The sequence below is a fragment of the Granulicatella elegans genome (genome assembly GCF_020735385.1).
Lineage (GTDB): Bacteria > Bacillota > Bacilli > Lactobacillales > Aerococcaceae > Granulicatella > Granulicatella elegans_B.
The window spans coordinates 1,724,318-1,749,338 of the sequence record NZ_CP085953.1 but is presented as its reverse complement, the minus strand read 5'-3'; the positions used below and the strand labels follow the sequence as shown (position 1 = coordinate 1,749,338).

At 33.5% G+C, this 25,021-nt stretch carries 17 protein-coding genes; 14 read left to right on the top strand and 3 right to left on the bottom strand.

Annotation, left to right across the window (positions count from 1 at the left end; translation table 11 throughout):
- Window positions 1–72: 72 nt before the first annotated feature.
- The 3 genes from LK443_RS08630 to LK443_RS08620 all read left to right on the top strand — a co-directional run bounded on the left by LK443_RS08630 (window position 73) and on the right by LK443_RS08620 (window position 7,170).
- A complete protein-coding gene (locus LK443_RS08630) occupies window positions 73–2,073 on the top strand; it encodes an InlB B-repeat-containing protein (protein WP_227931508.1) in 2,001 nt (666 codons plus the stop codon).
- 296 nt (window positions 2,074–2,369) lie between these two features.
- Window positions 2,370–5,294, top strand: coding sequence for an insulinase family protein (locus LK443_RS08625; RefSeq protein ID WP_227931507.1), 2,925 nt, complete (start codon window positions 2,370–2,372; stop codon window positions 5,292–5,294).
- A gap of 181 nt (window positions 5,295–5,475) precedes the next feature.
- Complete coding sequence (locus tag LK443_RS08620) at window positions 5,476–7,170, top strand: GH25 family lysozyme (RefSeq protein WP_227931506.1); 1,695 nt, start codon at window positions 5,476–5,478, stop codon at window positions 7,168–7,170.
- Between the two features lie 40 nt (window positions 7,171–7,210).
- Here the strand turns inward: LK443_RS08620 and LK443_RS08615 are convergent, their stop codons facing one another.
- A complete protein-coding gene (locus tag LK443_RS08615; RefSeq protein ID WP_227931505.1) occupies window positions 7,211–7,642 on the bottom strand; it encodes a BlaI/MecI/CopY family transcriptional regulator in 432 nt (143 codons plus the stop codon).
- A 302-nt stretch (window positions 7,643–7,944) separates the two neighbouring features.
- Here LK443_RS08615 and nrdE point away from each other — a divergent pair, with 302 nt between their 5' ends.
- Together nrdE and nrdF are read left to right on the top strand one after the other, a co-directional pair.
- Window positions 7,945–10,122 carry a class 1b ribonucleoside-diphosphate reductase subunit alpha gene (gene nrdE, locus LK443_RS08610; RefSeq protein ID WP_227931504.1) on the top strand — a complete coding sequence of 726 codons (2,178 nt, stop codon included), beginning with the start codon at window positions 7,945–7,947 and terminating at the stop codon, window positions 10,120–10,122.
- A 20-nt stretch (window positions 10,123–10,142) separates the two neighbouring features.
- Window positions 10,143–11,153, top strand: coding sequence for a class 1b ribonucleoside-diphosphate reductase subunit beta (gene nrdF / locus LK443_RS08605; RefSeq protein WP_227931503.1), 1,011 nt, complete (start codon window positions 10,143–10,145; stop codon window positions 11,151–11,153).
- Between the two features lie 36 nt (window positions 11,154–11,189).
- Here the strand turns inward: nrdF and LK443_RS08600 are convergent, their stop codons facing one another.
- Window positions 11,190–11,741 (bottom strand): DNA-3-methyladenine glycosylase I, encoded by a 552-nt coding sequence (locus tag LK443_RS08600; protein WP_227931502.1) that lies wholly within the window; start codon window positions 11,739–11,741, stop codon window positions 11,190–11,192.
- 399 nt (window positions 11,742–12,140) lie between these two features.
- On the opposite strand from LK443_RS08600, the gene glyQ reads away from it, so the two are divergent.
- The 8 genes from glyQ to LK443_RS08560 are packed head-to-tail and all read left to right on the top strand — an operon-like array spanning window position 12,141 to window position 22,900.
- Window positions 12,141–13,022 (top strand): glycine--tRNA ligase subunit alpha, encoded by an 882-nt coding sequence (glyQ, locus tag LK443_RS08595; RefSeq protein WP_227931501.1) that lies wholly within the window; start codon window positions 12,141–12,143, stop codon window positions 13,020–13,022.
- Between the two features lie 32 nt (window positions 13,023–13,054).
- A complete protein-coding gene (gene glyS, locus LK443_RS08590) occupies window positions 13,055–15,130 on the top strand; it encodes a glycine--tRNA ligase subunit beta (protein ID WP_227931500.1) in 2,076 nt (691 codons plus the stop codon).
- A gap of 30 nt (window positions 15,131–15,160) precedes the next feature.
- Complete coding sequence (gene obgE, locus LK443_RS08585) at window positions 15,161–16,471, top strand: GTPase ObgE (protein ID WP_227931499.1); 1,311 nt, start codon at window positions 15,161–15,163, stop codon at window positions 16,469–16,471.
- Window positions 16,472–16,479: 8 nt separating this feature from the next.
- Complete coding sequence (locus LK443_RS08580) at window positions 16,480–18,300, top strand: acyltransferase family protein (RefSeq protein ID WP_227931498.1); 1,821 nt, start codon at window positions 16,480–16,482, stop codon at window positions 18,298–18,300.
- Window positions 18,301–18,308: 8 nt separating this feature from the next.
- Entirely contained in the window at window positions 18,309–19,235 is a 927-nt protein-coding gene (rnz, locus tag LK443_RS08575) for a ribonuclease Z (protein WP_227931497.1), read from the top strand.
- Window position 19,236: 1 nt separating this feature from the next.
- Window positions 19,237–20,037 carry an SDR family NAD(P)-dependent oxidoreductase gene (locus LK443_RS08570; protein ID WP_227931496.1) on the top strand — a complete coding sequence of 267 codons (801 nt, stop codon included), beginning with the start codon at window positions 19,237–19,239 and terminating at the stop codon, window positions 20,035–20,037.
- A 17-nt stretch (window positions 20,038–20,054) separates the two neighbouring features.
- Complete coding sequence (gene recJ, locus LK443_RS08565) at window positions 20,055–22,370, top strand: single-stranded-DNA-specific exonuclease RecJ (protein WP_227931495.1); 2,316 nt, start codon at window positions 20,055–20,057, stop codon at window positions 22,368–22,370.
- Between the two features lie 2 nt (window positions 22,371–22,372).
- A complete protein-coding gene (locus LK443_RS08560; protein ID WP_227931494.1) occupies window positions 22,373–22,900 on the top strand; it encodes an adenine phosphoribosyltransferase in 528 nt (175 codons plus the stop codon).
- 132 nt (window positions 22,901–23,032) lie between these two features.
- Here LK443_RS08560 and LK443_RS08555 read toward each other — a convergent pair whose 3' ends face one another.
- Window positions 23,033–24,316, bottom strand: a complete 1,284-nt coding sequence (locus LK443_RS08555; protein WP_227931493.1) for a hydroxymethylglutaryl-CoA reductase, degradative — start codon at window positions 24,314–24,316, stop codon at window positions 23,033–23,035.
- Window positions 24,317–24,423: 107 nt separating this feature from the next.
- Between LK443_RS08555 and LK443_RS08550 the strand changes: the two genes are divergently transcribed.
- Entirely contained in the window at window positions 24,424–25,017 is a 594-nt protein-coding gene (locus LK443_RS08550; protein WP_227931492.1) for a hypothetical protein, read from the top strand.
- The last annotated feature ends 4 nt before the right edge of the window (window positions 25,018–25,021 follow it).

Here is a 25,021-nt window from a genome sequence, read left to right as displayed (position 1 = left end):
AGGAGGTGTTTTCCATGAAATAGGTGGGGGTTATATGGAAGAAACAAAATAAAAATTATATGGAGGTATAAGATGAAAACATTAGTAAAAAAGACAATGGGTCTATTGATGGCTACATCGGTCTTACTTATTGGAGCTAGTGCAACTTCAGCGTTTGCTGAAGGCAGTGATACTGTTACTAATGATAACGCGTTGACTAGTCTTGCTCAATTGGACGCAAACGGGCAACCGACTATAGCTCAGCCTTCTAAAGTAATCAATGACACTTATTGGTCGGATTTAGAAAAGATCAGCATCACTAATTCACAAAACAAAACGTATTATGGTGTTTTGCCAAAATATGTTTTGAAGCCAAGACAAACTGCATTAAGCAAGCTAGGAATCTACGCAGGGGGAAATGGCAGCGTTGATGCATTCCCGAGCACAGGTATTTCTGAAACAGAATACGGAATCAAAATTTTGGATTATATGGCATTTTATAGGTTTGGCTATTTGGTTGGTGAGGATACGTATGCACCACCATTTAAAGATAGACCTTCAACAGAACCTATACCTGATCGAGTTAATCCTTATAAGTTCACAGCTGCAGAATTGCTAACGCAGGATGAAATAAAAAATCCTATGAAACTGACTGTTTATGCGGATATTAAAAAGAAAGACTCGAAAGATTCTACTTCAGTTGATGAATACAAGCCTGGTGAAGCACTACCGTTAGATTTCACAGTGAATGCTTCATGGTTTAAACGTTATATTATGGGATTTACCTTGGATCGAACACGTACCGGGTATATGAGCGATGAAGAGATTAAACAAGAGCATGATTCTTATGGTACTTTTGATTCTCAAATTGTTTATACACTTGATATTCCAGAGGGTGTTGATGTAAACAATCCAAGTGCAACTCTATCGGGTCTTGATGGGTTTGATGTTACTACCGAAGTTAAGAATGAGAACGGTAAAAAAATCCTTATAGTATCACTTAGATTAAAAGAAGATAAACGAGGGAAAACAGCGAAGTGGAAGGATACTATTGAAAAGCTAAGGAAGCTTGACACGAGTAATATAAAGATCTCGGTTTCTGGCTTATCAGTTAGTTCAACTGCCACAGAGAATAAAAATATTACTCTTCGTGGAACTGCTTCCGGATTCTTTGAATGGGCTACAGCTCGAAGCCAAGACTTGTCTTCTAACAATACAAATGCGGCGCACGTGCATTTGTATTTCGCTGCTAAGCAAAGTGAGGCTGGACGTGACAGTGCGGCAGATAAAACAAAGCCTAACTTGATTTCTTATAGCTTTAAAGTGAAGAAACCAGCTCAAAACACTGTTACTTTCAAAGACGGCGATAAGACGCATGCAACTGTGAAAGTGGAAACTGGTAAGGCTATTGATACGGATGCGTTGACTGACCAGTCCATGCCGAAGTATCCAGCTAAGGCAGGATATATCTTCAAGGAGTGGAATACACAGGCTGATGGAAAAGGTACAGCATTTACAGGGGATACTGTTGTAAATGGAAATATGACTGTGTATGCCATTTATACAAAAGATTATGTACCAATACCAGAACCAACACAAAATACTGTTACATTTATCAATGGTGATAAGGAATACGCTAAGGTAAAAGTAGAAAATGGTAAGTCTATTTCAGGTGACGCATTATATACAGAATCTATGCCGAAAAATCCAGCTAAAGAAGGCTACGTATTCAAAGAGTGGAATACACAGTCTGATGGAAAAGGTACAGCGTTTACTGGTGATACAATTGTAAATAAAGATATGAAAGTTTATGCAATTTATGATAAAAAAACTGTAAAACCAGAACCAAAGAAACCTGTAAATCCAAGCGATAATCCAGAAAAACCTGAAGATCCAAGCGACAACCCAGAAAAACCTGTAAATCCAGACCCACAAAAACCTGAAGAGCCAAGCGATAATCCAAAGAAACCTATAGCAAACACCAAGTTACCAGAAACAGGAGATAATTCAAATCTATTCATATATGGAATTGTATTAGGATTATCTGGACTTGCACTTGCTATCACAGGATACTTCAGAAAAAACGCGAAATAAGCTAGCGTAGTAATCAACATAATATTAGATAATGCCTACTAGGGAGAAATCCTTGGTAGGCTTTATTTTTTTTTATTCTTTTTTAAAATTTTGGTTCTTAACATCATCTTTTCTGTCCGTTTACTGATAGAGGAGGTAATGGAGATGAAAAATATAAAAAAGTACCAAGGACATCGGCGTACTTTGATGGGGGAGATTTCTTTATTCTACGCTCCAATGATTTTTTCTTGCTTATTGTTAAAAATCATGTTTGAATAAAAGACAAGCAGATTTATTTAAGAAATGGAGGTCATTTCATGACAAAAGAATTTAACAGTTTTACACTCGTAGAACAAAAACCATTACCAGATATCCGTTGCGATTACTATTTATACAAACATGACAAAACAGGTGCTCAAGTCATGTACCTAAAAACAGACGATGACAATAAAGCATTTTCTATCGCATTTCGTACACCACCATATGACGATAACGGAATTGCTCACATTATCGAACACTCCGTATTAAACGGATCAAAAAAATACCCAACAAAAGAACCATTCGTAGAATTATTAAAAGGATCCCTACAAACATTTTTAAACGCATGGACATTCTCTGATAAAACCATGTATCCAGTAGCTTCAAGAAATCAAAAAGATTTTGAGAATTTAATGGACGTGTATTTAGATGCAGTATTTTATCCAAATCTTTTATCGAACCCACAAATTTTAATGCAAGAAGGATGGCATTATCATTTAGAAAATAAAGAAGATGAATTAACGTATAAAGGCGTTGTTTATAACGAAATGAAGGGAGCATTTTCTCAGCCAGAATCAGAATTAAACCGTCTAGTTGAACCAACCTTATTCCCTGATACATTTTATAAACATATTTCTGGAGGAATGCCAGCTTCAATTCCAACATTGACTCAAGAAAAATTTATTGATTTCCATCAAACGTATTATCACCCTAGCAATGCTCGAGTAACTTTATATGGGAATTTAGATTTACCAAAAGCAATGGAGCAATTATCAGAATACTTTGATGCGTTTGAAGCAAAAGAAGTTCCATTCGTAGGATACAAACAAGAACCATTTACAAGTATCAAAGAAGTAACAAGTACATATTCTGTTTCTAAAGGAGACTCAACCGAAAATAAAACATTGTTAGAATATGCTTGGGCTACGGGCACAAGTACAAATGGGGAAGAAGGTATTGCTTTAAGCATTTTAGATGAATTGTTATTAGGTAGTAATACAGCACCACTGAAGAAAGCTTTATTAAAAGCGAATATCGGTAGTGATGTTATGGGTGGATATTCTGCTTATACGTATTCTCCAACATTTGAAGTTGTTCTTAAAGATACAGATGCTGATAAAAAAGAGCAATTTGTTCAAATTATTCAACAGGAATTACAACGATTAGTCAAAGAAGGCATTTCTAGAAAAGCAATTCAAGCTGCCTTAAATAAAACAGCATTCCGTTATAAAGAATTAACAGCTTTAGAAGGTAGTACGCCAAAAGGTGTGATGTATGGAATGAATGCTTTAACAAGTTGGTTATATGATGGAAGTCCATATGTATCATTTGAATACCAACAACATTTAGATGCCATTCAAGCTAAAGTTGAAGAAGGGTATTTCGAAAACATTATTCAAAAATATTTATTAGACAATACTCATGCTGCAATTATTACTTTGAAACCAGAACCAGGTTTATTAGAAGAAAAAGAAGCAGAATTAGCTAAAAAGTTAGCAGAGTATAAAGCAAGTCTAAATGAAGAAGAAGTTGACCAATTAGTCGAAACGACTCAAAAATTAATCGAAAGACAAGAATCTCCTGATAAACCAGAAGATTTAGCAAAAATTCCGACACTATCAATTGATGATATTCAAAAGAAAGCAACGCATTATCCATTAACAGTTGAAGAAGGTAAAGATACACCGACTTTCTTACATTATGAAGACTTCACAGCGGGTATTTCATATGCGAAATATTTCTTTGATATGAGAGGGATAAGAACAGAAGAAATTCCAGTAGCAGCCTTTGTCACAGAATTATTAGGTGAAATTAGTACAGAACATTTTGCTGATGAAGATTTAAATACAGAGATGGATTTCTATACTGGTGGAATTTCAACAAATGCTTTTGTCATGACAGAAGATGTTGAAAAAAATGTCTATTATCCATTTTTCACAGTATCAGGAAAAGCCTTATCTCAATATTTACCAAAATTAATTGAATTAGTGGAAGAAATTGTCTTACGTTCAAACTTGGAAGATTATGATAAAATTAAAGAACTGTTATTAAATACAAAAGCGAATTTAGAAATGCATATGAATTATGCTTCGCATACCATTGCCGTACGTCGATTAGAATCTTACTATTCAGAAGGTGCAAAATATGCTCAAGCATTAGAAGGTATTGATTACTATGATTATATTTCTGATTTAGTGAAGCATTATGATGAGAGAAAAGAAAGCTTCAGTCAACAAATGATTACAGTACTTCGTCAAATCTTGAATATTCATGGAGTGACTGCAACATTTGTCGGAAGTAAAGAAGATTTTGAACAATTTAAAGCTTTATCACAATCATTCTTCCAACAGTTCTCACAAGAAGTAGTAACACCACAAAAATTCACAACTTCTGTTGAAGTGTTGAATGAAGGATTTAAAACTGCTCAAGAAATTCAATATGTAGCAAAAGGTTACAATCAAACATTACTAGGAGTTCCATTTGAAGGATCCAATGCATTCTTACAAACGGTTTTAGGCTTAGATTATTTATGGAATACTGTTCGTGTTAAAGGTGGAGCTTATGGTGGAATGAGTGTGATTGGTGGAAAAGGTGAAGTAGCTGCTGTATCATACCGCGATCCAAACTTAGTAGAAACTCTAAAAGCTTATGATGGACAAGTCCAATATTTAGAAAATTACAATCCTTCTAAGGAAGAATTTGAGAAAAATCTTATTGGAACATTTAGCAGTATTGATCGTCCGTTATCGGCAAATCAAAAAGGAAATATTGCCTTTACTCGTTACTTTACTCATGTAACAGATGAACTTGTTCAAAAAACTCGTGATGAAGTGTTAAATGTGACTCCAGAAAAAGTTCGTTCATTTGCACCAACAATGGAAAAAGTATTAGTTCAAAATGCCTTCGTGGTAGTAGGAAATGATGTTAAAATTGAACAACATAAAGAAATTTTTAAAACAATTCGTTCATTATTCAATGACTAATTTTTAAAGTTAAGCTCATTTATCGTTAAAAGAGGAATTTTCTATGCAGTAGAAGTTCCTCTTTTATGTTGCATATTTTTTATAGCATTACAGTGTAGAATTTAGGATTTTGTTTGAGTTTTTATGTGTTTAATTATACAATGGCAAAGTAAGAGTTTAAGAAAAAGGAGATTTACAGTAAATGAAATTAAGAAATATCGCATTATCATTATCTGCGTTAGTATTATTCACTTTACCAACGGTAGGCGCTCAAGAAGAAAAGTCTGCGCAAGGTAAAGGGTGGCAAACGATTAATGGACAACAATATTTTATAAAAGAAGATGGATCAAAAGCAATTTCTTCATGGATTGATCGCTCTTATGTAGATAAAGACGGTAAAAAAGTTGTTGGGTCTTTTATTTATGATGAAACGTATAAGTCTTATTTCTATTTGAAAGCAGATGGAAACTACGCTGAAAATCAATGGTTAGAAATTGGTGGCAAATGGTACTATTTCAAAGAATGGGGCTATATGGCTAAAAGTGAATGGAAAGGGAATTACTATTTAAATCCAAGTGGAGCCATGGTGAAAAAAGAATGGATTTATGATAACAAATATAAGTCTTATTTCTATTTGAAAGCGGATGGGAAATATGCCGATAAAGAATGGATTCAAGATGGAAATAAATGGTATTATCTACTGTCAGGTGGTTACTTAGCAACTCGTCAATGGGTCAGTAATTATTTTGTGAATGGTGAAGGTGCCATGATGGCAAAAGAATGGATTTATGATAACAAATATAAGTCTTATTTCTATTTGAAAGCGGATGGGAAATATGCCGATAAAGAATGGATTCAAGATGGAAATAAATGGTATTACCTACTGTCAGGTGGTTACTTAGCAACTCGTCAATGGGTCGGTGATTATTTTGTGAATGGTGAAGGTGCCATGATGGCAAAAGAATGGTTATTTGATCCACAATATAATGCGATGTTCTATTTAAATGCTGATGGAAAATATGTACGCAGTCAATGGGCTCAAATTGATGGAAAATGGTATTACTTCAAAGCGAATGGTGCTAGAGCTGAAAAAGAATGGGCAGGCAATTATTATTTAGGTGAATCCGGCGTAATGGCAACAGGAGTTGTAACGATTGGAGATACGAAATATACTTTCTCAGATACTGGTGAGATTCAAAAGCAAGAACGATTAGAATGGGGTTGGGTACAAAAGAATGGCCAACGTTATTTCTTAAATCGCCGTCAAGAACAAGTCGGCGGAAGTGATGCGAAGAAAGTCATCGATGTCAGTGAACATAATGGAAAAATCCAAGACTGGAGTAGTGTTATTCGTGAAAATGGCATTGATGGAGTAATTGTTCGCCTAGGTTATTATGCTTATGATGAAGATAAACAATTAGCGTATAATATTAAAGAATTAAATCGCCTAGGAATTCCATATGGAGTGTACTTATATACGTATGCAGAAAATGAAACAGACGCAGAATTAGAAGCAAAACATACGATTAAATTAATTGAAAAATATCATATTAAACCAACATATCCAATTTATTATGATGTTGAAAATTGGGAATATGTGAATAAAGCAAAAGCTGCACCTAAAGATACAAAAACATGGGTGAAAATTGTGAATAAATATATGGAAACGATGCATAAAGCTGGCTATACGAATGTAAGAGTTTATAGTTACAGACATTTATTACAAACTCGTTTAAATCATCCAGATATTTTAAAATATGTGGACTGGGTTGCTGCATATACAGATGCATTAGATTGGAATAATCCACATTATTCAGGTTCTAAAGGTTGGCAATATACTTCAAGCGAATACTTAAAAGGGATTAGCGGTCGAGTAGACGTCAGCGTATGGTATTAGAAAAGGAAAGCCTAACTACCGTAAATGGTGGTTAGGCTTTTTAGTGATGACAACAACGACATTGACCTGGTATGCAAGTACAAGCTAGATGCTCAGGAGCATTTATTTCTTTTTCTTGTAATAATTTCTGTAATTGATGAGTGTCCTGTTTGGATAATTGAGCTTTTTGAATGAGGAATGATAATAATTCACCTTGTTTTTTCTGACATACATGATTTAATAACTCACTGCATTCTAAATCTAGTAATTCTTCTTCTGTTAAAGTTGCGACATATTGATAGGGTCTTTTTGAAGTTGGGATAATAAATTCCTTTTTCAACAGTCGATTGATAAGAGTTTTAATGGTAGCAGCTTGCCAGTTGAAATTTTTAGCTAATGCTTCAATGATAAAACTACTCGTGCATTTTGGGTTTGCCCATATCACTCGAAGAACTTGTCTTTCAGATGCGCTAATGGTATGAGAAAGTGTCATTTTTAATCTCCTTTCTTTGATATGCATAAGTGTAAATCTGAAAAATCTCTTTGTCAATATGTTGATAGAAGTTAAAAATTATTACTATATTTTGTGTTGTATTTTGCTTGAAATACTAAATATAGAATTTATAGGTTGATATAAGCGAAGAAAGTAGCTATAATGATAAAGAATGAAAAATAGAAAAAGTAGTTTTAGATAGTCATTTACAGATTTTTATTAAAGGTTAAACTAGTGACTATTATAGATGAAATTTTTCTATTGGAATGATGTAATTTTAATAAAGGAAAAGGTGAGCAAACTTGGATAGTCCAAAATTAATTAGTAAATCTCAAGAAGTAACATATTTTTCATTAAATAATGAGTTGAACCGTCCGGTTGATGGGAAAATTCCTTTACATAAGGATAAAGAAGCAGTACGTGCATTCTTCTTAGAACATGTTAATCCAAATACGGTGTTTTTCTATACATTAGATGAAAAGTTAGATTATTTAATTGAGCACGATTATTTAGAAGCAGAGTTTTTAAATAAATATGACCGTGAATTTGTTAAAAGCTTAATGCAAGAAATTTATAAGAAAAAATTCCGTTTTCGTTCATTTATGTCAGCATTTAAGTTTTATAAGCAATATGCTTTAAAGACAAATGATGGCGAACGTTATTTAGAACGTTTTGAAGATCGTATCGTCTTTAATGCTTTATTTTTAGCAGATGGGGATGAACCATTAGCTAGAGACTTAGCTGAAGAAATGATTCATCAACGTTATCAACCAGCGACACCAACATTTTTAAATGCGGGAAGAAAACGTCGTGGTGAATTAGTATCTTGTTTCTTAATTCAAACAACGGATGATATGAATAGTATTGGTCGTACGATTAACTCTGCATTACAACTTTCTAGAATTGGTGGGGGAGTTGGAGTAAGTTTATCAAACGTTCGTGCAGCTGGAGACCCAATTAAGAAAATTGAAAATGCTTCTAGTGGTGTTGTTCCAATTATGAAATTATTAGAAGATAGTTTCAGTTATTCAAACCAATTAGGACAACGTAATGGTGCAGGTGCTGTTTATTTAAATGTTTTCCACCCAGATATTGTATCATTCTTGTCGACTAAAAAAGAAAATGCGGATGAAAAAATTCGTGTTAAAACATTATCATTAGGACTAGTAGTTCCAGATAAGTTTTACGAGTTAATTAAGAATGATGATATGATGTATTTATTTAGTCCATATGATGTGGAACGTATTTATGGGGTTCCTTTCTCTTATGTAGATATTACAAAAGAGTATGAAAATATGGTGAATAATCCAGAAATTCGTAAATCAAAATTACGTGCACGTGATTTAGAACAAGAAATTAGTAAATTACAACAAGAATCTGGTTATCCGTATATCGTAAATATTGATACAGTGAACAAAGCAAATCCAATTGATGGAAAAATCATTATGAGTAACTTATGTTCAGAAATTTTACAAGTACAAGCTCCTTCTGTAATTAATAATGCGCAAGAATATGAAGTGCTTGGAACAGATATTAGTTGTAATTTAGGTTCTACGAATATTGTTAATTTAATGCAATCACCTGATTTTGAACGTTCGATTGAAGTAGCAGTTCGTGCATTAACATTTGTCACAGATCACTCAAGTATTGATGCAGTTCCAACGGTGAAAAATGGAAACCAAAAAGCTCATACAATTGGTTTAGGAGCAATGGGATTACATACATTCTTTGCATTAAATCAAATGGAATATGGTTCACCTGAATCAATTGAAGTGACAGATTTATACTTCCGTCTGTTGAATTTCTATACATTAAAAGCAAGTCATAAAATTGCTAAAGAACGTGGCGTAACATTTGATGGCTTTGAAAAATCTGCTTATGCATCAGGAACTTATTTTGATGCTTATACAGAGTCAGATGTAGAAATTACATCTGAAAAAGTAAAAGAAATTTTTGCAAACTTACCAGTTCCAACTGCAGAAGATTGGAAACAATTAAAAGCAGATGTGATGGCAGATGGACTATATCACCAAAATCGTCTAGCGATTGCTCCAACTGGATCGATTAGTTATGTTAATGAAACAAGTGCAAGCTTACATCCAATTACTCGTTTAATTGAAGAACGTCAAGAAAAGAAAACTGGTAAAACTTATTATCCAGCTCCATTCTTATCAAATGAGACATTACCTTATTATAAATCAGCTTATGATATTGATATGCGTAAAGTGATTGATGTATATGCAGCAGCTCAAAAACATATTGACCAAGGAATGAGTTTAACATTATTTATGCGTTCAGAATTACCTGAAGGATTATATGAGTGGAAAAATGGACGTACAAGTAAAATGACAACAAGAGATTTAAATATCTTGAGAAACTATGCTTGGAATAAAGGAATCAAATCCATTTATTATGTTCGTACATTTACGGAAAATAATGATGAAATTGGAAGTAATGGTTGCGAAAGTTGTAGTATTTAATTCAAAAAAGGAGACTTATCATGAGTGAGAAACGATATTTTAATGAGATTTTGTCACAAAATGCTTCTGCACCAGTAGCTTATTATAAAGCGATTGACTGGAACCAAGTGGAAGATATGATTGATAAAATGACATGGGAAAAGTTAACCGAGCAATTTTGGTTAGATACTCGTATTCCTGTTTCAAATGACTTAGATGACTGGAGAACATTATCCCCAGCTGAAAAAGATGTTGTAGGGAAAGTATTTGGAGGATTGACTTTATTAGATACATTGCAATCTGAAGAAGGTGCTAGTTTGATGAAAGACTATGTTCGTACCCAACATGAAGAAGCTGTATGGAATAATATTCAATTTATGGAATCTGTTCATGCGAAAAGTTATTCAACAATTTTCAGTACGTTACATACAAAAGCTGAAATTGAAGATATTTTCGAGTGGACAAATAATAATGAATTTTTACAATATAAAGCTCAAAAAATTAATGAAATTTATCAAAGTAGAGATGCACTAAAAATGAAAGTTGCTTCAACGATGTTAGAAACATTTTTATTCTATAGTGGCTTCTTTACACCTTTGTATTATTTAGGAAACAATAAATTAGCCAATGTTGCGGAAATTATTAAATTAATTATTCGTGATGAATCAGTTCACGGAACTTATACAGGCTATAAATTCCAACAAGGATACAATGAATTACCACAAGAAGAACAAGAAACTCTTAAAATGTGGGTCTATCAATTATGTTTAGAATTGTATCAAAATGAAGTGAAGTATACACAATCAATTTATGATCAAGTTGGTTGGACTGAAAAAGTAAAAGTATTCATTCGTTATAATGCGAATAAAGCGTTACAAAATTTAGGCTTTGATCCATTATTTCCTGATACAGCTGAAGATGTGGATCCAATTGTGATGAATGGTATTTCAACAGGTACAAGTAACCATGACTTCTTCTCTCAAGTAGGGAATGGTTATTTACTTGGAACAGTAGAAGCCATGGACGATGACGATTATTCTAAATGGATGTAATCAAAATAAAGACTTTTGTGCAGCGCATAAAAGTCTTTATTTGTGTTTAAATGGACAAGAATCAAGATGATCATTGATGATGCCAGATGCTTGTAAAAATGAATAGAGGGTAGTAGGTCCCATAAACTTGAATCCTAGTTTTTTAAATTCTTTACATAACTGTTCTGTAAGTGGTGTAGAAGAGGGAACTTCTTCCATTGTTTCCCAGTGATTGATGATGGGAGTGTGGTCAAACTTACTCCATAAAAATTCATGAAAACTTCCGTATTGATTTTGTAGTTGTAAAATGATGTTTGCATTTTGAACAGTGGCTTCAATCTTTTGACGATGACGAATGATTTTAGGATTTTGGAGTAAGTTGTCTACATCGTCTTTTGTCAATTGACTAACTTTATGAATATCAAATTGTTTAAAAGCTTCTCTAAACTCTTCACGTTTTTTCAAAATGGTCGACCAACTAAGACCAGCTTGCATCACTTCTAATGTTAATATTTCAAATAATTTTTGATCATCAAAACAAGGAACTCCCCATTCTTCATCATGATATTTTTGATCAAGTTCAGAAATAGTTGCCCAAGCACAACTCATAAAATTCGCCTCCTTAAGAATGAAAAAATTATATCATGATGAACTGGTAAAAGCTAACAATGATTGGTATAACTTGACTTTTGAAGGAAAAATCAGTAATATGAATGCAGTAAATATGACGTAGAAAATGAAACAATCATTCTAAATATGGATAGAGAGAACGGGATAGGTGGAAGCCGTTTGATAGAGAATGAATTGTGGCACATTGGAGTCAATCAACAATGAAGCTTAGATTGTTCTAAGAAATTAGGGTGGAACCGCGATGAATCGTCCCTATATATGCTTTTTTAGTGTACATAGGGATTTTTTATAGGGAAAAGGAGGAAAGACTTCGTTTTACAATAAGAGATTCTAGAGGGATTTTATCCTGCCATAAAAATTATAGAAAGTAGGAATACTATGTCGAAAAAATTAACAGTACAAGAAATTATTTTAACATTACAAAATTATTGGTCAAATCAAGGCTGTTTATTATTACAAGCTTATGATACTGAAAAAGGTGCTGGAACAATGAGTCCGTATACTTTTTTACGCGCCATTGGACCAGAACCATGGAATGCTGCTTATGTTGAACCATCTCGTCGTCCAGCTGATGGTCGTTATGGTGAAAATCCAAACCGTTTATTTCAACATCATCAATTCCAAGTTGTCATGAAACCATCTCCAGAAAACATTCAAGAATTATATTTAGGAAGTTTAGTCGCATTAGGAATTGACCCATTAGAACATGATATTCGTTTCGTTGAAGATAACTGGGAAAATCCATCATTAGGCTGTGCTGGTCTTGGATGGGAAGTATGGTTAGATGGAATGGAAGTCACTCAATTTACTTACTTCCAACAAGTAGGTGGATTAGAATGTCACCCAGTAACAAGTGAAATTACTTATGGATTAGAACGTTTAGCTTCTTATATCCAAGAAGTAGAAAGTGTTTATAATTTAGTGTGGACTGGCGATGTAAAATACGGTGATATTTTCAAACAACCAGAATTTGAACATTCTAAATATGCTTTTGAAGAAAGCAATCCTGAATTATTAATGCAATTATTTACTGAATTTGAAAAAGAAGCAACAATCCTAATGGAAAAAGGTCTTGTTCACCCAGCTTATGACTGTGTATTAAAATGCTCTCACGCTTTTAACTTGATGGACGCACGCGGCATTATTTCTGCGACAGACCGTGCAGGATTTTTAGGTCGTATTCGTAAAATGGCCCGTACAATTGCTAAAACATTTGTAGCTGAAAGAGAATCTTTAGGATTCCCATTATTAAAAGACTAATAGGATAGACTAGTAACATTAGGAGGACAATTATGACAAAATCATTATTATTAGAAATTGGTTTAGAAGAATTACCAGCACAATATGTTCGTACAAGTTCAGAACAATTAGCGAGCCGTGTAGAAGACTTTTTCAAACAAGAAAGCTTAGCGTTTGAGTCTGTAGAAGCTTTTGCAACACCAAGAAGATTAGCAGTTCGTGTCAATGGATTAGAAGAAGAGCAAGAAGACCGTGTTGAAATTTTTAAAGGGCCTTCTCTAGCGATTGCTCAAAAAGATGGTGCATGGACAAAAGCAGCTGAAGGATTTGTTCGTGGAAAAGGTTTAACAACAGACGATATTTACGTAGAAACGATTAAAGATGTGGAATATATCCATGTTAAACAATTATTAAAAGGTAAATCTACAAATGAAGTTGTTAAGAAATTATCTTCAGTCATTACTGATATGAAATTCCCAGTTACAATGCGTTGGGCTGCTCATACTTTTGAGTATTTACGTCCAATTCACTGGATTGTTGCTTTATATGGGGAAGAAGTCATTGAAGAAATTCAAGTATTAGATGTAAAAGCTGGTCGAGTTTCAAGAGGACATCGTTTCTTAGGGAAAGATACTGAGATTGCAACTCCAGAACAATATGAAAAAGCTTTAGCAGAACAATTTGTTATTGTAAATCAAGATGAAAGAAAAGCATTAGTTCGCAAACAAATTGAAGAGTTAGCGGCGAAAAATGCTTGGACAGTTCCAATTGATGAAGAATTATTAGAAGAAGTAAGTTCTATTTTAGAATATCCAACAGCATTTGCTGGAACATTTGATGAAAAATATTTAGTAGTTCCAGAACCTGTATTAGTAACTTCTATGAAAGAACACCAACGTTATTTTGTAGTATACAATGCTCAAGGTGAATTACAACCTTATTTCATTTCTGCTCGTAATGGGAATGACTACATGATTGAAAATGTGGCAAAAGGAAACCAAAAAGTATTAACAGCTCGTTTAGAAGATGCTTTATTCTTCTATGAAGAAGATAAAAAAGTTCCAATGATAGCATTCTTGAAGAAATTAGAAACATTAAACTTCCATGCTAAAATTGGTTCAATGACTGAAAAAATGAATCGTGTTCAATTATTAGTTGGACGTATTGCAAATGAATTGAATATCGATGCAAAAGATGTTGAAACAGCACAACGTGCTGCAGCCATTTATAAATTTGACTTAGTAACAAATATGGTGGGTGAATTCCCTGAATTACAAGGAATTATGGGCGAAATTTACGCGAAAAATTATGGAGAAACTCCAGAAGTCGCTAGAGCGATTCGTGAACATTACATGCCAATTAGTGCAGATGCTGAATTACCTTCATCAGTACCAGGGGCATTATTAGCGATTGCAGATAAATTAGATACATTCTTAAGCTTTACAGCAGCAGGAATGTTACCAACAGGATCCAATGACCCTTATGCATTACGTCGTCAAGTAATGGGATTAGTGCAAATTTTAGAAGCATTTGAATGGAACTTGGGAATTTATGATTTTGCTAAAACTCTATTATCATTAGATTATGCAGCATTCTTAGTTGATAAGAAAGAAGATGTTCAAGCATTTATTTTAGGATTTATTCGTGAGAGACTTGCTCAAAGAATGACTTCTGTTTCAAAACGTCATGATGTCATTGAAGCGGTATTAAATTCTTACTCTAATAGTGTTCCAGAAAAAATGAAAGCAGTAGCGGTCTTAGAAAAAGAAGTGACTACTTCAGAAATCAAAGATATTACAGAAGCTTTAAACCGAGTGATTAATATTAGTGCAAAAGAATTTGATGAAGCGCGTCATTCTTCTGAATTCCAATTAGAGAAAGTGGAAACAGAAAGTGAACGTCAATTAGTAGAAGCGATTATTAGTCTAAGAAAAGAATTTGACAACTATTCAGCTCAAGAAAAATTTGCAGCATTTGCATCGATTACTCCAAAAATTCATGAATTCTTTAATGAAAACATGGTAATGGTTGATAATGAAGAAATTCGTACAAATCGTTTACGTTTCTTACGTGAATTAGCACTAATGATTTTAGAGTTTGCTGACTTCACAGAGTTAATTGTTAAATAGTCATTAAAAATATGAAAGGAGAGAATCCTATTGGCAGTTTTTTATGATCGTGCGACGATATGGGTGAAAGCCGGAGACGGTGGTAACGGTATGGTAGCATTTAGAAGAGAAAAATATGTCCCAGATGGAGGTCCTGCTGGTGGAGATGGCGGACGAGGCGGTAGTGTTATTTTTAAAGTCGATTCAGGACTTAGAACGTTATTAGATTTCCGTCACAAACGTCATTTTAAGGCAAAACCTGGTGAAAATGGGATGAGTAAAAGTATGTATGGTCGTGGAGCAGATGATTTAATTGTTAAAGTCCCTGCTGGAACGATTGTTCGAAATGCTCAAACAAAAGAATTGATTGCAGACTTAGTAGAAGTAGATCAAGAAGTAGTAGTAGCAAAGGGTGGTCGTGGAGGCCGTGGAAATATTCGTTTTGCTACTCATAAAAATCCTGCTCCAGATATTGCTGAAAATGGAGAACCGGGAGAAGAGTTTGAAATTGAATTAGAATTAAAAGTGTTAGCCGATGTTGGTTTAGTTGGATTCCCATCTGTAGGGAAATCAACCTTATTATCGGTAATTTCTAGTGCGAAACCAAAAATTGCGGATTATCATTTTACAACGTTAAATCCACAATTAGGGATGACACAAGCTCCAAACGGAGAACAATTTGTTGTAGCTGACCTTCCAGGGTTAATCGAAGGAGCTCATATGGGTGTTGGCTTAGGAATTCATTTCTTAAAACATATTGAACGTACAAAAGTATTACTTCATGTCATTGATATGGCTTCAATGGAAGGAAGAAATCCTTATGAAGATTATCAAGTGATTATGCAAGAATTAGGCTCTTATCATTTAAGATTACTAGAACGTCCAATAATTATTGTGGCAAATAAAATGGATCAGCCACAGTCTGAAGAATTATTAGAACAATTTAAAAAAGATTTACAAGAAAACTTACCAGATGGTCAAGAAATGCCTGAAATTTTCCCGATTTCTGCTTATCGTAAAGATGGATTACAAGCACTACTAGCAAGAACAGCAGAAATATTAGAAAAAACAGAATTCTTCCCATTAGATGAAGTACAAGAAACCCAAACTCATATGGTTTATGGCTTGGAAGAAGAAGAACGTCCATTTGATATTACTAGAGATCCTGATGGCACATGGGTATTATATGGTGAAAAACTAGAAAAATTATTCTTAATGACGAATATGGAACATGATGAATCTGTGATGCGTTTTTCACGTCAATTACGTGGAATGGGTGTCGATGCTGCCTTACGTAGTCAAGGCGCTGAAAATGGAGATATGGTTCGAATTCGTAAATTTGTCTTTGAGTTTGTCGATTAGGTGATGTCATGATTGATAGAACTGAAATTGAAAAACGAGATTATATCGCAGCTTTTGATGGATTAAGAGCGATTGCGATTATGAGTATAGTAGGCCATCAAATGATGGCTTACCGTATTCCAGGTGGATTTCTAGGTTTAAATATCTTTTTACTATTATCAGGCTATTTTATGACCGCTAGTTTAATGGATTCTTTAATGAAAAATGGGAAAGTACCTTTAAAATCATTTCTAACACGAAGATTAAAACGAATTATTGTTCCGACTTTTGCGATGATAGTAGCAGTAATTTTATATTTACTACTATTTCAAAGGGAACTCTTAGTGAATTTAAGAAGTACGATGGTCTCCAATTTATTTTTTATGAATAACTGGTGGCAAATTATTCAGGAAAATGATCATGCAATAACGGTATTAACGCAATCGCCATTTTCTCATTTATGGTACATGTCATTAGCGGTTCAATATTATTTATTGTGGCCAATTTTATTTGTGTTTTTAAGTGTGATAATTAAAAAACATCAAGTTTTACAAAAGGTTGTTATTGTACTGTTAGTAGCTTCTGTTGTATTAATGATGACAAAAGATGTTTCAAATGTTCATTTCTTAAGAATTTTCTTTGGAACGGATACACGTGCTTTTTCTGTTTTAATCGGAGCAGTTGTAGCGTTAGTATTTCCAATTCAAAAGTTTTATGGAGAATACAAGCAAAAATATCGTTATGAATCAGTGATTCGTTTTGTACCCATTGGATTATTAGTTTTATTCTTATTTACAATGAAAGAACATAGCTCTATCACATTTAGAGGCGGCATGTTTATTTTTGATGTCATTGTAGCAGTTTTAATGATGATTTCCCTACATCCTAAATCAGTGACCTCATTGTTCTTCCGTTTAAAACCTTTAACGGTCATCGGTAGAAGGAGTCTTTCTTATTATTTATGGTATTTACCATTATCGGTGTTATACCAAGCTAAGATTGGGGATACAAGTTCTACTCCCGTTTTACATAGAATGGTAGAAATTGTGTTATTAGTTATTTTAGGAGAACTTTGGTATCAATTATTTGAAAGAGGAAAATTCACTAAAGTAATGCAACGATTAACGTCACAGTGGAGTGTTTCAACACGTAAAACAGTGAACGTAGTGTATCCTATTTCGATTATTATGATTTTAGCGATTGGATTTATTCAAGCAAGTCCAAGATTGTCTGCTCAAGAATTAGCTTTACAAGAAGTTTTACTAGCCAGTGAATCTTTATCAAAAAATACTCGGAATGCAGATAAAAAAATCGTTAAAACGATTAATAATATTCAAGGACTTAGTCGAGAAGAAACAGTTTTTAGTTCGAATACTTCTATTACATTTATTGGGGATACGATGTTATTAGCAATGGCACAAGAAATTCCGACATTATATCCAAATGCCGTAATTAGTGCAGATCGAAATCTTCAAGTGTATGAACTAGGTGGAATGATTGACCAATTGAAACAACAAAAACAATTGGGTGATATCATTGTCTTAATGGTTGGAAGTAATGGATCTTATACGAAGGGACAACTAGATGCCATTTTAAAAAATATCGGAATGGATAAACAAATATTTTTAGTCTCAAATACGATTAATCGTACATGGCAACGTGAAATTAATCAAATTGCAAGTCAATTAGCTAATAAGTATTCAAATGTTTATTATATTGATTGGAAAACTGAAGCAAGCACACATCCAGATTGGTTCTATGAAAAAGCATCAATTGTAAATACTACTGGAGCCCATCAACAAGGATTATGGATTGCTAAAATGATTTATCAAACATTAAGAGGTAGTTAGGAGCAAGTATGGAATTACAATTTTTAGGTACAGGTGCTGGAGTTCCAGCCAAAATGAGAAATGTTTCGTCAATCGCTTTGAAACTATTAGATGAAAGAAATGAAATCTGGTTATTTGATTGTGGAGAAGCAACGCAACAACAAATTTTAAACACAACCATTCGACCAGGAAAAATAAAAAAAATATTTATTACCCATCTTCATGGAGACCATATTTTTGGTTTACCAGGCTTATTAACAAGTCGATCTTTCCAAGGTGGAGAAGATGAATTAACAGTTTATGGACCAAAAGGCATTAAACGATTTATTGATGCAAGTGTTTCTGTTTCATATTCGAAATTAGGCTATCCATTGAAAGTTGTGGAATTTGAAGAGGATGGAGTATTATTCTCTGATAAACAATTTAGTGTAGAAGCGATGAAGTTAGAACATGGAATTCCTTCATATGGATTTCGAATTACAGAAGCTGACCAAATTGGGGAATTAAAAGCAGATGAATTAAAAGCACTAGGAGTGCCATTTGGTCCTATTTTTGGTCGCTTGAAACGTGGGGAAGTTGTCGCATTAGAAGATGGTCGTGTGATTGATGGAAAAGACTTTGTTAGTGAAGATATTAAAGGTCGTGTTGTTGTAATCTGTGGAGATACAAGATTTACTCCTAAAACGATTACCTTAGCGGAAAATGCAAATGTTCTTGTTCATGAAGCGACATATGAAGCGGATAAAGAAAAAACTGCTCGTCAACATTTTCATTCAACAAGTAAACAAGCGGCAACGATTGCTCTAGAAGCTAGTGTTCAACAATTATATTTAACGCATATTAGTGCCCGTTATTTAGGACATCAAGTGAGTCAATTAGAGCAAGAAGCTCGACAAGTATTTCCACAAACAAAAGTGGTCAAAGATTTTGATATATTTACGATTGGAAGAAATTAATATGGTAAAACGTGAACAGTTTTCAATAAATGGGAAAATGGTATTCATTACAGGTGCTAGTGGAGGCTTAGGCGAGCAATTAGCTTATGAATGTGCCAAACAACAAGCCGGTTTAATATTAGTGGCAAGACGTGAAGAAGTTTTACAACAAGTAGCCAATACATGCCAACAATGGACAAATCAACCAGTTTATTATTATGCTTGTGATTTATCGAATGCAAATGAAGTAGAATTGCTATTAGAAAAAATACAATCTATTGATGTAGATGTAGTCATTAATAATGCAGGAAGAGGCTATTTAAAACAAGCAGTTGATTTATCAAAAGAAGAAATTGAAGAGATGTTACAATTGAATTTATATACTTTAATTCAAATGACTCAACATTTTCTTCCAAAATTTATTCAGAAAAAATCAGGAATGTTTGTACAAATTGCTTCTCAAGCAGGGAAAACAGCAACACCTAAAACATCCGTTTATTCTGCATCGAAATTTGGCGTATTAGGTTATTCTAATGCTTTACGATTAGAATTAAAAGAACAAGGCATTCATGTAATGACGGTCAATCCTGGACCAATAGCTACTCAATTTTTTGAAAAAGCAGAACCAACAGGAAAATATTTAGCAAGTATTTCTAAGTATGTTTTAACAAGTGAGGAAGTGGCAAGAAAAATTGTTCAAGGAATGAAACTTCAAAAAAGAGAAGTGAATTTACCATATAGTATGAATTTTGCAGCAAAATTAAATTTTTGTTTTCCAAAAATTGGAGACATGAGTATTTTAAAATTATTTAATAAAAAATAAGTTCTGGAGGTGATAGGATGTCTTTTGCAAATGCTAAATGGAATTTAATGAATAAAGAGATAGAGGAAAGTTCTAAGGAAATTGCGAAAGAATTAGGTCTTTCTCCTTTGTTGATTCAAATTTGTAGGAGAAGAGGATATCAAACTGAGGAACAAATTCAAGAATTTCTATCATCTTCACCATCATTATGGCATGATCCATATTTAATGTATGATATGGAAAAAGCGATTCAACGAATCCAACAAGCGATTGAAACGGATGAAAGTATTTTAATATTCGGGGACTATGATGCGGACGGTATTACTAGTACAGCGGTATTATACGAAACGTTAGAAATGATGGGAGCACAAGTTGAATATTATTTACCAAATCGTTTTATAGATGGATATGGTCCGAATATTCGTGTTTTTGAAGAGTATCTTGAAAAAGGAGTTTCTTTAATTATAACGGTTGACTGTGGAATTGCTGCTCATGAAAGTGTTGAATGGGCAATGAGTCAACAATGTGATGTCATTGTAACAGATCACCATGAGATTCCTCCTGTTCTCCCTAAAGCTTATGCAGTGATTCATCCTCGCCATCCAGATGGTGAATATCCATTTGGAGATTTATCTGGAGCAGGAGTTGCTTTTAAATTAGCGCATGCATTATTAGGCGAACTTCCTGTTGAATTAGCTGAAATTGCTTGTATTGGAACAATCGCAGATCTTGTTAGCTTAACAGATGAAAATCGTAGTTTAGTAAAGTTAGGTTTACAACAATTAAATCAAACAGAAAGAATTGGGTTAAGTTACTTATTCCAAGAATTACAATTAACTCCTGGTACCATCGATGAGAAAACAATAGGATTTCAAATTGGTCCTTGTTTAAATGCTCTTGGAAGACTTGGAGATGCGACTCCAGGAGTAGTGCTCTTTACAACTTTTGACGATGAAGTTTCTCAAGAAGTTGTGACTTTAATGCAACAAGAAAATTCTAAGAGAAAACAATTTGTAGATGATATTACAGCCGAAGCATTGGAATTAGCCAAAGCACAAATGAATCACAAAGTGTTAGTATTAGCTCAATCTAATTGGCATGAAGGTGTATTAGGAATTGTTGCAAGTAGAATTGTAGAACAATTACAAAAGCCGACAATTGTTTTAGGAATTCAATCAGATGGATTAATGGCAAAAGGTTCTGCAAGATCTTGTGCACAGTTTAATCTCTATGCTGCATTATCCACTTGCCAAGATACTTTAGCTAAATTTGGTGGACATCATATGGCGGCTGGACTCAGTATTGAAACAGTGATGCTACCAGGATTTATGGAAGCTATTGAGACTTATGCGAAACAACATCCTGAATTATTTGAAGAGGAAAAAGTGATCACTATTGAAGAAGAATTATCACTTTCTCAAGTAAGTGTTGAGTTTATTGATGCTCTTCAAGCGTTAAAACCTTATGGAACAAATAATGCTGAACCGATTTTTAAAATTAGTTCCGTAACAGTAGGTCAAAAACAAAAGATTGGAGCTCAACAACAGCATTTAAAATTAACGTTAAATTCTGAACAGAATCAGTTACAGGCTTTAATGTTTAATAAAGGAGAATGGGCGGATAGTTTAAATCTTCAAGCAGACGTTGAAGTCGTTGGAACTTTAGAAATTAATGAATGGCAACAAAATCGTTTGTCTCAATTAATGTTAAAAGATATTGCTGTTAAAGATGCATTAATTTTCGATTGGCGTACCAATAAAATTCGCCCAGAGCATCTATCGGTGAAGAGAGCGGCTTATTTAGTGGAAAGAGATGCTCTTAAACCATTAGTGAGTGTAAGAATTGATACAAGTTCTAAAGTCTTTTCGATGGAAGAATGGATAAAAGAAGAAAAAAAAGCAGAGTTTGAATCGATTGTATTATTTGATTGTCCGCAATCTAAAGAAGTGATTCAAGAATTTCGTAAACACTCCTATACGCAAAAAATGTATATCATTGCGTATACGCAAAAATCAATTATGACAATGGGGATTCCGACAAGGGAAAGATTTGTGGCTGTTTATCAATATTTAAAAACACATTCTAATGTACCTTATAATGAAAAAACAGGAAAATTAGCTACTTATTTGAAAATTCCATTAGATCAATTTAAAGTGATTTTAAAAGTGTTTTTTGAATTAAAATTTGTTATAATAGAAAACGGCTGTTTAAGATTAAATCCAGAATCGACATCAATGGATTTAATGCAGTCTACCTTAATGAAACAATTGCAAGAAGAACTTTGGCTCGAAAGAGTATTTATCTATAGTCAATTTTCTGAATTAACAAATTGGCTGACAAATATGGAGGAATAAACATGAATTTAAAAAATTATATTGCAAGTGTACCAAACTATCCTAAAGAAGGAATTATTTTTAGAGATATCTCTCCTTTAATGGCAGATGGGAAAGCATACCAATATGCGACACAACAAATCGTAGATTATGCGAAAAGTAAAGGAGCTGATATGATTGTTGGTCCTGAAGCTCGTGGATTTATCGTTGGATGTCCTGTTGCTTATGAATTAGGAATTGGTTTTGCACCTGCTCGTAAAAAAGGTAAATTACCTCGTGAAACAGTTTCTGTAGAATATGATTTAGAATATGGTACTGCAGAATTACATTTACATAAAGATGCTGTAAAACCAGGCCAAAAAGTATTAATTTGTGATGACTTATTAGCGACAGGTGGAACAATGGATGCTTGTGCAAAATTAGTTGAAAAATTAGGCGGAGAAGTAGTCGGTTTAGCATTCTTAGTGGAATTAACTGACTTAAAAGGTCGTGAAAAGATTGAAGGGTATGACATCTTTACATTGATGGAATATACAGAAGACGAAAGATAAACAAAAGATTTTTCTGAGGTAGCAATGGTACTAGAAGCTGTCATTCAGCTTCTAGTACCATTGCTACGGCGAAAAATCTTTTTCTTTTTTATATGAATAAACAAGAGAACGAATAAAACAAAAGATTATTCTTTATCGTTTTCTAATAGTGGTTAAAATATTTTGAACGGTTTCTAAATTAAAATGTTTTTGTTCTTTCAATAGTTGTACAATTTGAGGGATTTCTTCTTCTGTTGCGCCAGCCGTTAAAGCTAGAGATTTTACTTGTAAGTTCATATGACCTTTTTGAATCCCATCGGTTACTAATGCTTTTAATGCAGCAAAATTTTGTGCTAAACCAATAGAAGCAATAATAGAAGCTAGTTCTTTAGCGGATGGATTCATCAATAATTCATGAGCAAATTGAGCAGCAGGATGAATGGAAATTGAACCTCCAACAGTTCCAATCGGCATTGGAATACTTAATGTTCCTACTAATTCCTTATCATCATGGATGTACCATTGACTAAATGGTTGATAAATTCCGTTAAGAGTTGCATATGCATGTGCACCAGCTTCAATCGCTCGCCAATCATTTCCAGTTGCAATAACGACTGCATCAATTCCATTCATAATTCCTTTATTATGAGTTGCCGCACGATAAGCATCGACTTGGGATAGTTCGCTGGCAATTTCAATTCTACGGGCAATTTCTTCCCCTGAGATTGTCTTTGTTTCTAAATTTTCAAGAGGAATACGGCATGTAGTCTTGACAACGGAATGCGTTGCTAGATTTGATAAAATTGCCATAATACAAGTTCCTTTTGTGAAAGTTTCAATAGGAGAAACTAGAGCTTCTAAAATGGTGTTTAAAATATTTGCCCCCATTGCTTCCTTTGTATCTACAGAAATATAAAATACATAAAACGTATGATTCGGATGTTGTTTTTCTTCTACCCAAATTGATTGAATTCCACCACCACGTTTGACAATGGAAGGGTGAGCTTCATAAGCAATAGAAAATAAACGTTCGATTTCCTTTGAAAGTTTTTCCTTTATTTCTTCAATAGAATATGGGGAATCATATATCGCAATTTCACCAATCATTTCTCTCTTTTCTTGAGTAGTAGTAAATCCCCCAGAACGATGAATCATTTTACAGCCATTACTTGCTGCAGCAATGACGGAAGGTTCTTCTGTTACCATAGGAACGGTATAAGTTTTACCATTTACGATAACTTCAGGAACAATTCCAAGTGGTATGTCATATAGTCCGATTTGATTTTCAATCATTTGATTGGCTATTGACTCTGGTAAGTTAAATCCATCTAATAAGTTTGATTTTTTTTCATCTGATAAATGAGATAAGTTTGTTAAAATATTTTTTCTTTCTAGTGGTGTTTTTTGATAAAATTTATAAAATAAATGCTCGTTCATAATAAGCCCCCTTAGTTGATTCTAGTATAACAAATTTATCAGGAAGAGGGGAAGATACAAGAAAAAATGTTTCAAATACTGTATACTAGAATACAAGGAGTGATGAAATGAAATTTACGAGAACAATTCAAGAATGTTTATTTATTGTAGAAGCAAAAGAGGCTTACCAAAAAGAAGCAGAAGATTTATTAACGATTGTAGAAGATTATTTTGAAGAAAATTTAGAAGAATTAAATGAACTGATTCCAATTCATTACGGAGATATTAAAGTTGTTTCCATTGAAAATGAGTATCATGTTTGTGTTCCAAATTATGAACAAAAACAATTAGAGGAGTGGATTACAGATTGTAGTTATTTCTTAGAGATTGTTCAAAAAACATTTAAAGCAGGGAAACGTACGAAAACATTAGGGAAGTTAGTTCCGTTCCGTTTTGATAGTCCTGTTATTATTGCAAATCATACATTTGAAGTAGAAGATTTTTATGCGCATCGTTTTGATGATGAAACATGGTATGTAGCGCCAGTTGATCAAGAAATTGAATCTCAACCATTATCAGGAGCAAAAGCTTATGAAATTTTCCCTGATTATCCAAGTTTTTATGATATGATGCACTTACCAACAGATACAATTGTGATTTTCCACAAAGGAGAAATTGTATCGGTATTAAATGAAGATAGTGAAGATATTTGGAATTTATAGGAGG